The organism is Streptomyces argenteolus (genome assembly GCF_042902585.1).
Taxonomy (GTDB): Bacteria; Actinomycetota; Actinomycetes; order Streptomycetales; family Streptomycetaceae; genus Streptomyces; species Streptomyces argenteolus.
The window spans coordinates 1,000,705-1,012,957 of the sequence record NZ_JBIBEG010000002.1; the positions used below are offsets into that span (position 1 = coordinate 1,000,705).

The following is a 12,253-nucleotide window of genomic DNA, read 5'->3' on the forward strand; positions in this document are numbered from 1 at the left end:
CCAGCTTAGGGGGGGGGGCGGGGGGGGGGCGGGGGCGGGCGCCCCCCCGCCCCCCCCCCCCCCGCGGGGGGGGCCCCCCCGGGGGGGGGGGGGCCGCCCCTCTCGGCCTGTCGGCCCGGCGGGCCGTCAGTTGTGGCCGAAACGCTTCTGGTGCTTGCGCGCGACGTCGGCCGGGCTGCCCTGCGCCTGTGTCTGGGGCTGCGTCTGCGACTCGTACGCCGTCGACTTGGCCTGCTCCGCGCCGCGCTCGGCCGCGGAGGCGCGGTCGGGCTGGCTGCTCTGCTTGCGATTCTTGTTCTTCGCCATGGTGATACCTCCTGTGGAGAGATCCGGGGGGTCCAGAACCGCTGTCAGACTCACATATCACCACAAAGGCCGCATGTTGGATCATTACCCAGTGTAGTAGGGGAGGTATCATGCGCCGTTTTCCGGATCCGCCACGCCGATGATCGAGTTCCGGACCTCAACCCCACTGCCGTCGGGCAGACTCGAAGGAAACCCTGAGTGAGCGAAACCCGGGTCACCGGGTGAGTGGGTCCACCCCCCCATGTCCGGACCCGCTGACTCCGCTCCCGACTCCTGGAAGAGGGTGGAACGCGTGGACCGTTGCGTCGTCCTGGTGGACGCCGGCTACCTGCTGGGCGCAGCCGCGAGTCTGCTGGCCGGAGAGCCCGCCCGTTCCCGCATCACGGTGGACCACGCGGCCCTGATCCAGGGCCTGCGCGAGCGTGCCGAGGCCGACACGGAACAGCCTCTCCTGCGCATCTACTGGTTCGACGGCGCCCCCGACCGCGTACCCCAGCCCGAGCACCGCAGGCTACGCGTCATGCCCAGGGTGACGGTTCGGCTGGGTGCGCTCACGCGCAGTGACGGCCGGTGGGCCCAGAAGGGCGTCGACGCGGCCATGCACGCCGAGCTGACCGAGCTGGCCAGGAACCGCGCCTGCTCCGACGTGGTGCTCGTGACCGGAGACGGCGATCTGCTGCCCGGCCTCATGTCCGCCAAGGAGCACGGGGTCGCCGTCCACCTCTGGGCGGTCCAGGCCGCCGACGGTGACTACAACCAGTCCGAGGACCTGGTGGCCGAGGCCGACGAACGGCGGGTGCTCGACCGGATCTGGATCACCAAGGCCGTCCGGGCCAAGGAGACGGGCGGCGTGTGCGCGCCCTCGCCGGTCCCGCGTCCGGAGATCGCCGCCATCCTCTCCGCGCCGCTGCCCGAGGCGGCCCTCGCGGCCTCCGCCGAGCGCGCCTCGGAGGCCCAGGCCGCCGCGGCCCGCAACGGCACCGCCGCACCGTCCGGCGACACCGTGACCCACGCGCAGCCCGCCCCGGGACACAAGGGCGTCCCCACCCCCAAGGACCTGGCCGGTCTGCGCGCCCCCGGCGACCGGGGCGCGCACGCCCCCGCGCAGCAGCCCGCGCCCAACGCCACCCTGCGCTGGTCCTCCGACAGGGGCTGGGTGGAGCGCGGCGGGCCGCTCGGCGAACCCGCCGAGACCGCGTCGCTGCCCACCCTGGCCCAGCTGACGAGCGCCGAGCAGCGCTGGGCCGACCGGGAGGAGGACATCACCACCGTCGGCGGCGACCCCTTCGAGGTCGGCCAGGTCTTCGCCCGGCGCTGGATGGAACGGCTCCCGGAAACCGTCCACCTGCAAAAACTCTCCACGATGTACCCCCGCATCCCGCACCGCATCGACGGCGAACTGCTGAGGTACGCGGCCCGCTTCGGGCTGCTCGCGCACAAGGACGACCAGATCGACGAGCACGACCGCTATGCCATCCGCGCGGGGTTCTGGCGTGAGATCGACGTACGGGCCGCCGCCGAGCACGCCCCGGCGGGGGAATGAGCGGGGCGCCTCAGCCATGCCCCGGACGCGATACGGGGCATCCGACCCCGTACTCTCGTACCTCGTGAGTACGGGCACAGCACAGGCACAGACCGGGACCGGGACCGTGTGCGCGGTGCGTGATCTGGTCAAGACCTACCCCGCGGTCCGCGGCCGACGCGGCCGGGCCGCCACCCCCGAGGTGCGCGCCACCGACGGGGTCGGCCTCGACGTCCGGCGCGGCGAGATCTTCGGGCTGCTCGGGCCCAACGGGGCGGGCAAGTCCACGCTCGTACGGCAGCTCACCGGACTGATGCGCCCCGACTCCGGAAGCGTCGAGGTGCTGGGACACGATCTCGTGCGCCATCCCGAGCGAGCCTCCCGGCTCATCGGCTACCTCGGCCAGGAGTCCACCGCCCTCGACGAACTGACCGTGTCGCTCGCCGCCGAGACCACCGGACGCCTCAGGGGCCTGCCCGTGCGTGCGGCGCGCGCCGCACGCGACGAGGTGCTGGAGGAGCTGGGCCTCACCGAGCTCGCCGGGCGCCCGCTGAAGAAGCTGTCGGGCGGTCAGCGCAGGCTCGCCTGCTTCGCCGCCACCCTGGTGGGGGAGCGCCCCGTCCTGGTGCTGGACGAGCCGACGACCGGGATGGACCCCGTCGCCCGCCGTTCCGTCTGGTCCGCCGTCGACCGGCGGCGTGCCGAACGGGGAGCCACGGTGCTGCTGGTGACCCACAACGTCATCGAGGCCGAGACGGTCCTGGACCGGGTCGCCGTCATGGAGCGCGGCAAGGTCATCGCCTGTGACACCCCGTCCGGGCTCAAGGAACAGGTCGCCGGAGAGGTCCGGGTCGAGCTGGTGTGGCGCGAGCGCGCGCCGCTGGACGTCCCCGAGGTCGCCGCGCTGCGCGCCTCCGCCCAGGAGTCGGGACGCCGCTGGGTGCTGCGGCTCGGCGCCGACGAGGCACGGGCCGCGGTCGCCGCCGTGACCGGTGGGGCCGCGTTCTCCTCGCTGGACGACTTCACGCTGGCCACGCCCAGCCTGGAGGACGTCTATCTGGCGCTCGGCGGGGACGCGGCCCGGGCCACCGAGGGGCTGGTGAAGGCGTGATCATGGACTCGAAGGTGAACGTGTCGGACGGGAGCTGTGCCAGGTGACGAGCATCGTTCCCACGGAGTCCGCGCAGGTGGCCGGCCCGACACCGCGGAACTCCGCGGTGCGGACCGGCCGCCCCACCCGTACCGCCCCGGCCCCCCTCGCGCCCCGCGCCAGGCTGCTGCCCTCGCTGGCCGCCGTGTACCGCGCGCAGCTGTCGCGCGCACGGGTCGCCCGGATCCCGCTGCTCTTCGTCGCGACCTTCCAGTCCGTCGGGATCATGGTGCTGATGCGCGGCGTCGTCGACGGCGGCGCGGAGGCGCGCGCCGTCGTGGCCGGGTCCAGCGTGCTGGTGGTGGCCTTCGTCGCGCTCAACCTGCTCGCCCAGTACTTCGGCCAGCTCCGGGCCGGCGGGGGACTCGACCACTACGCGACCCTTCCCGTACCGCCCGCCGCCGTGGTGCTGGGTGCGGCGGGCGCGTACGCCTCGTTCACCGTGCCCGGCACGATCGTCACGGCCGTGGCGGGCAGCGCCCTGTTCGGCCTGCCGATGACGCACCTCTGGGTGCTGGTCGCGGTCATCCCGCTGTCCGGGGCGGCGCTCTCCGGGCTCGGCGCAGCGCTCGGCCTGCTGGCGCCGAGGCAGGAACTGGCGACGCTGCTCGGGCAGCTGGGCATGTCCGCGGCGCTGCTGCTGGGCGTGCTCCCGGCGGAGCGGCTGCCGGCCCCCGTCGGGTGGGCACGCGACCTGCTCCCCTCGACCTACGGGGTCGAGGCGCTGTCCCGGTCCTTCGACGCCCACCCCGACTGGGCGGTCGTCGCCCTCGACCTCGCCGTGTGCGCGGCGGTCGGTGTGCTGTCGCTGGCGGTCGCCACATGGGCGTACCGCCGTGCGGCGGTCCGGTGAGGCGGTACCCGGACACGCCTGGCACGATGGCACCGTGACCGCACCGTTGACGCCGCCGCACCAGCCACAGCCGAACGACCCCTGGCAGGGCCCGCCCGCCGGCTCGCACGCCGTGCCCGGCGACCGGCCGGATGCGGACGAGCGGCGCCTGGAACTCCGTCAGGGCGCGACGATCGCCGCCCTGCTGACGGTGGCGGGTGTGGGTCTCGGCCTCCTCTGGCTCTGGCTCGCGCCGAGGGTGCCGCTCGTCTCCGACGACACGGCCGTCTTCCTCAAGAACAGCGAGGGCGAGGAGGCGATCGGCGCAGACGGCACCTTCGTCCTGCTCGCCCTGGCCTTCGGCCTCGTCTCGGGACTCGCCGTCTTCCTCTTCCGCAGGCGCGGTGGCATCCCGCTGGTGGTGGGGCTCGCTCTGGGCGGGCTGCTCGGGTCCCTGCTGGCGTGGGGGATCGGGACCTGGTTCGGTCCCACATCGGACGTGGTGGCCCACGCCAAGGAGGTCGGCAAGGGGGTCACGTTCGACGCGCCGCTGGAACTGCACGCGGTGGGGGCGGGGATGCTCGCCTGGCCCGTCGCCGCGATGATCGTGCACCTCGGGCTGACGGCCCTGTTCGGGCCCAGGGACCCCGAGCCGGAGTGGGGCGGGCCCTACGGGGACCCGTACGCGGCGCACCTCTCGGAGTCCTCCACGGAGCCGGAGCCCGGGCGGGAGCCCCAGTCGCGGCCGGCGGAGAACGGCGGAGCGCCGGGGGAGTGGCCGCGGCGCCCGTAGCGGCACCCACCGGCCCGGCGCCGTCGCGGCCGGGCCTCCCTCTACGCGCGGCCGACCGGGGCCGGGCGCCTGTGGTCTCCTGCGCGGCCGACCGGGGCCGGGCCGACCGGGGTCACGTGCGGCCGATCGGGGCCAGGGTGGCGGTCGTCATGGCCGTGAGGTCCTCGGGGGACAGCTCGACCTCCAGGCCACGGCGGCCCGCCGAGACGCAGATCGTGGGATGGGACGCGGCCGACGCGTCCAGCACCGTACGCAGCCGCTTGCGCTGACCCAGCGGGGAGATCCCGCCCCGCACGTAGCCCGTCGTGCGTTCCGCCGCCGCGGGGTCCGCCATGGCGGCCCGCTTGCCCCCGACCGCCGCTGCCAGCGCCTTCAGGTCCAGCGATCCCGCGACCGGCACGACCGCGACGACCAGCTCGCCGTCGACGTCGGCCACCAGAGTCTTGAACACCCGGTCCGGTGAGACGCCGAGGGCCTCCGCGGCCTCCTCGCCGTAGGACGCCGAGGACGGGTCGTGCTCGTAGGAGTGGACGGTGAACGCGGTGCCTGCCGTGGTCAGGGCGACCGTGGCCGGGGTGCCGCCGGGCTGCTGTTTCCTGGACTTCTTCGCCACCTGGCTGGTCCTCGGGTCAGTTGGGGTGGGTGGGGCCGCGGGTCAGGTCGATCGCCGGCAGCGACGGCAGGTGCCGGATCACGGCGGTCTCCTTGCGCAGGAGGGCGAGCTCCTCGCGCAGCCGGGTCGCCGTGTCCGGCGCCTGGAGCAGCCGCTGCTTCGAGGGCACGTCGAGCACGGCGGCGGCGGCCACCAGGTACGAGACGACGGACGGGTCGTCCGGCAGGTCCGAACTCGTCGTCAGCGAACGCTCGCTGGCACCGGCCAGCCGCTTCTGGTAGCTGCGGAACGCGCGCAGGACACCCTCGGCGAGGGCCCCCGCCTCGTCCGGGGGCGAGATCTCGTCCTCGGCGGTCCCCGGGTCCTCGGGCAGTTCCTCGACCTCGGCCGTCAGGAACGGGCCGCTCGCGTCGACGGAGAGCAGCCGGACGCGCGTGGTGCCCGTCGCCAGGACCTCGTAGCTGCCGTCGGCCCGCTCACGGATCTTCGCCGCGTCCGCGACGCAGCCGACCCGGTGGAAGGTCTGGATGGGATCGGGACCGAAGCCGTCGGCCGGGGCCCGCTCGGCAGGGGGTGCCGTGGAGACCGTGTCCGGCATCCCGGTGGCCGTCGGGGCGGTCTCGCGGCCGTCGCGGATCGCGACCACCACGAAGCGGCGCGGTTCGTCCTCGTCGATCTCGAGCAGCTCACGCATCATGGCGCGATAGCGCTCCTCGAAGACGTTGAGCGGCAGCACGAGGCCGGGGAACAGCACCGCGTTCAGCGGGAAGAGGGGCAGGCGAGCGGTGGTCACAACGGCCAAGCCTAATGGCCACGGCGCCCGCTGTGCTCCGGCCTCCCGCGCAACGGCGTCGAAGAGGCCACCCCGAGCCGGGCGGCGGCCCGCGCTTCGAGGAAACCGCCGAGCGCCTCCCCGGTCACGTGGGCCCAGGGGAAGGACGTGGCGTACGGCCCGATCAGCCGGAACTGCTCCAGTGCGTCGGCCGAGCGGCCCCGCGCGACCAGCACGTAGGCGAGCAGGTTACGGACCTCGGCCGGCCAGGGGTCACCGGCAGGAAAGGCGGACGAGAGCCCGATCGCGAGATCGGCCGCGTCGTCGATCCGGTCCTCCTGCACGGAGGTCGCCCGCGCCCAGGCCCGCTCGTCGCGCAACAGGGCGTACGCCGCCCGCACGGGCAGCGCCTGCACGAGGGAATCCCCGGCGGCGTCCTCGGCCGCCCGCTCGGCGAAGTCGAAGCACTCGCGGTGGGACCCGTACCACTGCGCCGAGAGGTACCGGAGCGCGGCGACATGACTGCCGTAGTGGTGCGGGGAGCGGCGAACGGCCTGCTCCCAGAGCGATTCGAAGACCGTGTGCGTGGCATGGGTGCCCCGGGCGTGGTCGAGCGCCAGCCGCCACGGGACCGGGTCACGGGGGTCCGCCTCGGCAGCCGCCGTGATCAGCGGGCCGACGTCGCGCAGCAGCTCGGCGTGGGCGGGGGACTCCCACGCGCGGCGCACCGCCAGGGCCGCCTTGACGAGCAGGGCGTCCGGGTCGCGCGGGGCGGCGGCCAGCCAGCCGCCGAGCCAGCCGTCCCGGCTGCGGGCGAAGGCGACCAGCAGGGCGAGGCAGCGGTCGCGGCTCTCCCAGTCCGCGGCGTCCCGGGTGGTGGCCAGGAGCTTGGCCGCCGGTTCGAAGTCCCCCAGGGCCGCCGCGACCAGGGCCGGGGAGAGCCGCTCGTCCGGGGCGTCGAGCAGCACCGCGTCGTCCGAAGGCAGCCCGGCGGACAGCCCGGGGCCCCACCGGAACGCGCGCGCGGAACTCAGCAGAGCGCGGAGGAAAGCCATGGTGCAGACCATTGAAAAGCCCTGGTAGGGGCGGCGCCAGAGAGCCACTGTGAAGCTTCTGTAGCGAGTGGGAGGGTTGCCCTGGAGCAGGTCAAGAAAGGGCAAAGGAAGCGCTACCCGGCGGCCGGAATCCGACCTTCCCGTCGAGGGGAACCGCCCGCCCTGCCGGGCCTCGACCGGCCTTTCGAGCGAGGAGCCGCCCGGGCGCCGGGCCGGAGCGAGGAGTCCTTCGGGTCAGCCGCGGCGCAGCAGCCGCGACGCGCCCGCCGCCACCGTCGTGGCCAATATCCACCCGAGCAGGACCAGTGCCGCCGCCGCCCACTGCCAGCCGCCCTCCAGCAGCCAGTACCCGTCCTGCCCGAGGTTGATCACCGGCACCAGCAGATCCAGCGCGTACAGCGCCGGGTTCCACTGCGGATGCTCGTTCCCCTTGATCGACTCCGGCTCGTACTGCGAGAAGGCCACCGCGCCGGCAGCCCACAGCACCGCCATCCACACCAGGGCGCGCCCCGGCCGGTAGCCGTAGGCCACCATCCAGTCCTGGAGGTAGCCCCAGGCCCTGCCCGCGGGCGGCAGGGTCTCGCGCCGGCGCCGCTGTTTGGCCAGCAGCACCTCGCGCGCGTCCGCGTCCTCCCCGCAGCTGCGGAGCACCGTCGCGAGGCGCTCGTACGGCTCCGGGACGTACTCCGGGGTCGCGGCCAGCACCCACTCCAGGCGGCGCGACAACGGGAAGTGGCCGTAGGGCACGAGGTTCTCGTAGACGAAGCCGTCCATCGCCAGGCCGCCCGGCCCCGGCCAGCTGGTCGACACGTCGATCAGCGTGACGACCTTCGCGCCGTTCAGGACGACCCGGCCCTCCTGGGGGCGCTCCGCGTTGAAGCGCAGCTCCGGCGTGACGATCCTGCGCAGGGAGAGCTCCTCGCGCCCGGCGAGGACGAAGCGGGCCTTGTGCAGGTCCACCGCGTCACCGAAGCGCCCGTCGTCCAGCCGCACCGCGCCCCGGCACTCGAAGACCTGCGCACGCGTCCCGCGCGCAGGACCGCCCTCGCGGGCGATGCCGAACGGGGGAGTGGTGCCCTGGTTCCCCGTGTCGATGCTCACCCAGGCCTCCGTCATGTACAGCGTGCGCTCCACGCTGAGCTGCGGGGCGTTCAGCGCCCGCCGCCCGTCCGAGGCGCGCAGCCTGCTCCCGCGCAGGCTCAGCGATCCGCCGACCTTCGCCCCGCGCAGGCTCAGCTCGCCGCGCGTCTCGATCATCTCGGCCTGGAGGTCCTGGGCGACCGACATCCCGTCGCCGACGAACGCGCGCCCGCGCCGGTCGGGGCCGACGCCGAGCTGGTTGATCAGCAGGTCCGTGCCGATCTGCGCGTCGGTCAGCCGGATGCCGCGCTCGATCCGGCAGCGCGGCAGATGCAGATCCCCCTCCGTGTGCAGCCGTGCCGCGTCCAGCCGCGGCACCGCGCAGCCCACCAGCCGGAGCGTCGTGAAATAGCACTCGGGCAGCACCACCTCCTGCTCGAAGCGGCAGCCGGTCAGCTCCACGTACGGCGAGACGCGGCCACCCGCCAGATCCAGCTTCCCCGTGATCCGTACGCCCCGGAGCTTCAGGGCCGCCACCCGCCCCGGACGGGCCGGCGGCCCGCTCAGCAGCAGCCGTGCCACCGTCCTGGCCCCGACGCTGCGCTCCGGCCCCCAGAGGTGCGGCGCGAAGGGATCGTCGCGCACCGGGTCGTGGGAGCGCAGATCGTACGTCGTGCCGTTCCGGAAGGCCTGCCACATGCCCAGCTCCGCCGCGCTGAGCCCGTCGGGGATCTCGCCGTCGTGCGGTTCGATCACTGCCTCACCTCCGCCCGCGCGGTTCACCCCGCGCTTCGTACAGTCGTTCTTCCCTCTGTGTGACCGTGTGAAAGCTAACGGTCAGCAGTGACAGCCGGGGCATGTATCAGCCAGTGATACGGACGACCGGGCGCCTGAACCGGTCTGAGAGAATTGCGGTGTGATCTCTCGAATCGATCTGCGCGGCACCGCCCTCCCCGAGGGCGGCGACCTGCGCGACCTGCTGCCCCGTGCCGAGTTCGACGTGGAAGCCGCCCTGGAGACGGTGCGGCCCATCTGCGAGGACGTACGCCATCGTGGCTCCGCGGCAGTGATCGAGTGGGGAGAGAAATTCGACGGTGTGCGGATCGAGTCGCTGCGGGTCCCCGCCGACGTGATCGCCGGGGCGCTGGAGCGCCTCGACCCCGCCGTGCGGGCCGCCCTCGAGGAGTCGATCCGCCGCGCCCGCCTCGTCCACCGCGCACAGCGCCGCACCACCCACACCACCCAGGTCGTCCCCGGCGGCACGGTCACCGAGAAGTGGGTGCCCGTCGAGCGCGTGGGGCTCTACGTCCCGGGCGGTCGCTCGGTCTACCCCTCCTCCGTCGTGATGAACGTGGTCCCGGCCCAGGAGGCGGGTGTCGAGGGCATCGCCGTCGCCTCCCCGCCGCAGAAGGGGTTCGGCGGCCTGCCGCACCCCACGATCCTCGCCGCCTGCGCCCTCCTCGGCGTCGACGAGGTGTACGCCGCCGGAGGCTCCCAGGCCGTCGCGATGTTCGCGTACGGCACCGAGGACTGCCTGCCCGTGAACCTCGTCACCGGCCCCGGCAACATCTACGTCGCCGCCGCCAAGCGCCTCCTCAAGGGCCGTGTCGGCATCGACGCCGAGGCCGGCCCCACCGAGATCGCGATCCTCGCCGACGCGAGCGCCGACCCCGTGCACGTCGCCGCCGACCTGATCAGCCAGGCCGAGCACGACCCCATGGCCGCGGCCGTGCTGGTGACCGACTCCGAGGAGCTCGCCGCCGCCACCGAGGCCGAGCTGAGGCCCCAGATCGCCGCGACCAGGCACGTCACCGACCGCATCGAGCCGGCGCTCGCCGGGCGCCAGTCCGCGATCGTCCTCGTCAACGACCTGGAGGACGGTCTCAAGGTCGTCGACGCGTACGCGGCCGAGCACCTGGAGATCCAGACGGAGAACGCCGCCGCCGTCGCCGACCGGGTCCGCAACGCCGGAGCCGTCTTCGTCGGACCCTGGTCGCCCGTCTCCCTCGGCGACTACTGCGCCGGCTCCAACCACGTCCTGCCCACCGGCGGCTGCGCCTGCCACTCCTCGGGCCTGTCCGTGCAGTCCTTCCTGCGCGGCATCCACATCGTCGACTACACCCGCGACGCGCTGGCCGAGGTCACCCACCACGTGGTCACCCTCGCCGAGGCGGAGGACCTCCCCGCCCACGGCGCCGCGCTCAAGGCCAGGTTCGGCTGGAAGGTTCCGCAGGCGTGACGAACAGCAGCACCCCCCAGAACGCGTGGGACGCCCTCCCGATCCGCGACGAGCTCCGCGGCCAGTCCCCGTACGGGGCGCCCCAGCTCGACGTGCCGGTCCGGCTGAACACCAACGAGAACCCGTACCCGCTGCCCGACGCGCTCGTCGACCGCATCGCGGAGCGGGTCCGCGAGGCCGCCCGCGACCTCAACCGCTACCCCGACCGCGACGCCGTCGAGCTCCGCACCGAGCTCGCCCGCTACCTCACCCGCACCGCCGGGCACGAGGTCGCCGCCGCCAACGTCTGGGCGGCCAACGGCTCCAACGAGGTCCTCCAGCAACTGCTGCAGACCTTCGGCGGCCCCGGCCGCACCGCGATCGGCTTCGAGCCCTCGTACTCCATGCACGCCCTCATCGCACGCGGCACCGGCACCGGCTGGATCTCCGGGCCGCGCAACGAGGACTTCACCATCGACGTGGAGGCCGCGAAGAAGGCCGTCGCCGAGCACCGGCCCGAGGTCGTCTTCATCACCTCACCCAACAACCCCACCGGCACCGCCGTGGACGCAGAGACCGTCGTCGAGCTCTACGACGCCGCCCAGGCCGCCCGGCCGTCGATGGTGGTCGTCGACGAGGCGTACGGCGAGTTCAGCCACCACCCCTCGCTGCTGCCGCTCATCGAGGGCCGCCCCCACCTGGTGCTCTCCCGCACCATGTCCAAGGCCTTCGGCGCCGCCGGCCTGCGCCTCGGCTACCTCGCGGCGGCCCCGGCCGTCGTGGACGCGGTCCAGCTGGTCCGGCTGCCCTACCACCTGTCCTCGATCACGCAGGCCACCGCGCTCGCCGCCCTGGAGCACACCGATACCCTTCTCGGGTACGTCGCGCAGCTCAAGAGCGAGCGCGACCGGCTGGTCGACGGCCTGCGGGAGCTCGGCTTCGCCGTGACCGACTCGGACGCCAACTTCGTCCAGTTCGGCCGCTTCGCCGACAGCCACACCGCCTGGCGGCAGATCCTCGACCGGGGCGTCCTGGTCCGGGACAACGGCGTACCGGGATGGCTGCGGGTCTCCGCGGGAACCCCGGCAGAGAACGACGCGTTCCTCGATGCGGTGCGCGAACTGAAGAAGGAGCACGACGCATGACTCGCGAGGCCCGCGTAGGAAGAGTGGAGCGGACCACCAAGGAGACCTCCGTGCTCGTCGAGATCAATCTCGACGGCACCGGCAAGGTCGACGTCTCGACCGGGGTCGGTTTCTACGACCACATGCTCGACCAGCTCGGCCGCCACGGCCTCTTCGACCTCACGGTCAAGACCGAGGGCGACCTGCACATCGACTCGCACCACACCATCGAGGACACCGCCCTCGCGCTCGGCGCCGCCTTCAGGCAGGCGCTCGGCGACAAGGTCGGGATCTACCGCTTCGGCAACTGCACCGTCCCGCTGGACGAGTCGCTCGCCCAGGTCACCGTCGACCTCTCCGGCCGCCCCTACCTGGTGCACACCGAGCCGGAGAAGATGGCGCCGATGATCGGCGAGTACGACACGACGATGACCCGGCACATCCTGGAGTCCTTCGTCGCCCAGGCGCAGATCGCCCTGCACGTCCACGTCCCGTACGGCCGCAACGCCCACCACATCGTGGAGTGCCAGTTCAAGGCGCTGGCCCGCGCCCTGCGGTACGCCAGTGAGCACGACCCGCGTGCGGCCGGCATCCTTCCGTCCACGAAGGGCGCCCTGTGACCGGCCTCAACACCGTTCTGATCGTCGTCGGCCTCTTCCTGGCCGGCGGCGTCTACTCCTTCTGGAAGCAGGGCATGCCCAAGGGCGTCCTCGTGCTCCTCGGGATCGGCTCCGTGATGTGCCTGGTGGCAGGCGTCATGCGGATCCAGGGACTCTGGGACTGAGGTG

The 12,253-nt window shown here is 73.4% G+C and carries 13 protein-coding genes; 8 read left to right on the forward strand and 5 right to left on the reverse strand.

Annotation, left to right across the window (positions count from 1 at the left end):
* Positions 1 to 126: 126 nt before the first annotated feature.
* Positions 127 to 306 (reverse strand): hypothetical protein, encoded by a 180-nt coding sequence (locus tag ACFY8O_RS11065; RefSeq protein WP_387900674.1) that lies wholly within the window; start codon positions 304 to 306, stop codon positions 127 to 129.
* Between the two features lie 283 nt (positions 307 to 589).
* On the opposite strand from ACFY8O_RS11065, the gene ACFY8O_RS11070 reads away from it, so the two are divergent.
* The 4 genes from ACFY8O_RS11070 to ACFY8O_RS11085 all read left to right on the forward strand — a co-directional run bounded on the left by ACFY8O_RS11070 (position 590) and on the right by ACFY8O_RS11085 (position 4,603).
* Positions 590 to 1,849, forward strand: coding sequence for an NYN domain-containing protein (locus ACFY8O_RS11070; protein WP_387901101.1), 1,260 nt, complete (start codon positions 590 to 592; stop codon positions 1,847 to 1,849).
* A gap of 106 nt (positions 1,850 to 1,955) precedes the next feature.
* Positions 1,956 to 2,939, forward strand: a complete 984-nt coding sequence (locus ACFY8O_RS11075; RefSeq protein WP_387901104.1) for an ABC transporter ATP-binding protein — start codon at positions 1,956 to 1,958, stop codon at positions 2,937 to 2,939.
* Positions 2,940 to 2,982: 43 nt separating this feature from the next.
* Positions 2,983 to 3,831 (forward strand): ABC transporter permease, encoded by an 849-nt coding sequence (locus ACFY8O_RS11080; protein ID WP_387900676.1) that lies wholly within the window; start codon positions 2,983 to 2,985, stop codon positions 3,829 to 3,831.
* A gap of 34 nt (positions 3,832 to 3,865) precedes the next feature.
* Positions 3,866 to 4,603, forward strand: a complete 738-nt coding sequence (locus ACFY8O_RS11085) for an ABC transporter permease (protein WP_387900678.1) — start codon at positions 3,866 to 3,868, stop codon at positions 4,601 to 4,603.
* A 112-nt stretch (positions 4,604 to 4,715) separates the two neighbouring features.
* Here ACFY8O_RS11085 and ybaK read toward each other — a convergent pair whose 3' ends face one another.
* The 4 genes from ybaK to ACFY8O_RS11105 form a co-directional block, all read right to left on the reverse strand.
* Positions 4,716 to 5,216, reverse strand: coding sequence for a Cys-tRNA(Pro) deacylase (gene ybaK / locus ACFY8O_RS11090; protein WP_387900679.1), 501 nt, complete (start codon positions 5,214 to 5,216; stop codon positions 4,716 to 4,718).
* A 16-nt stretch (positions 5,217 to 5,232) separates the two neighbouring features.
* On the reverse strand, positions 5,233 to 6,009 hold the full coding sequence (locus ACFY8O_RS11095; protein ID WP_145802193.1) for an LON peptidase substrate-binding domain-containing protein: 777 nt from the start codon (positions 6,007 to 6,009) through the stop codon (positions 5,233 to 5,235).
* A gap of 11 nt (positions 6,010 to 6,020) precedes the next feature.
* Complete coding sequence (locus ACFY8O_RS11100) at positions 6,021 to 7,055, reverse strand: hypothetical protein (protein ID WP_145802195.1); 1,035 nt, start codon at positions 7,053 to 7,055, stop codon at positions 6,021 to 6,023.
* Between the two features lie 222 nt (positions 7,056 to 7,277).
* On the reverse strand, positions 7,278 to 8,879 hold the full coding sequence (locus ACFY8O_RS11105) for an oxidoreductase (protein ID WP_387900680.1): 1,602 nt from the start codon (positions 8,877 to 8,879) through the stop codon (positions 7,278 to 7,280).
* Positions 8,880 to 9,039: 160 nt separating this feature from the next.
* Between ACFY8O_RS11105 and hisD the strand changes: the two genes are divergently transcribed.
* The 4 genes from hisD to ACFY8O_RS11125 are packed head-to-tail and all read left to right on the forward strand — an operon-like array spanning position 9,040 to position 12,249.
* Positions 9,040 to 10,362, forward strand: a complete 1,323-nt coding sequence (hisD, locus tag ACFY8O_RS11110; RefSeq protein WP_387900682.1) for a histidinol dehydrogenase — start codon at positions 9,040 to 9,042, stop codon at positions 10,360 to 10,362.
* Entirely contained in the window at positions 10,359 to 11,486 is a 1,128-nt protein-coding gene (locus ACFY8O_RS11115) for a histidinol-phosphate transaminase (protein ID WP_145802200.1), read from the forward strand. The genes hisD and ACFY8O_RS11115 overlap by 4 nt, the downstream gene beginning before the upstream one ends.
* The gene (gene hisB, locus ACFY8O_RS11120) at positions 11,483 to 12,085 is read left to right on the forward strand and encodes an imidazoleglycerol-phosphate dehydratase HisB (RefSeq protein WP_145802202.1); all 603 of its coding nucleotides are present in this window, start codon (positions 11,483 to 11,485) and stop codon (positions 12,083 to 12,085) included. Before ACFY8O_RS11115 ends, hisB begins: the two co-directional genes overlap by 4 nt.
* Positions 12,082 to 12,249 (forward strand): hypothetical protein, encoded by a 168-nt coding sequence (locus tag ACFY8O_RS11125; RefSeq protein ID WP_387900684.1) that lies wholly within the window; start codon positions 12,082 to 12,084, stop codon positions 12,247 to 12,249. Before hisB ends, ACFY8O_RS11125 begins: the two co-directional genes overlap by 4 nt.
* The last annotated feature ends 4 nt before the right edge of the window (positions 12,250 to 12,253 follow it).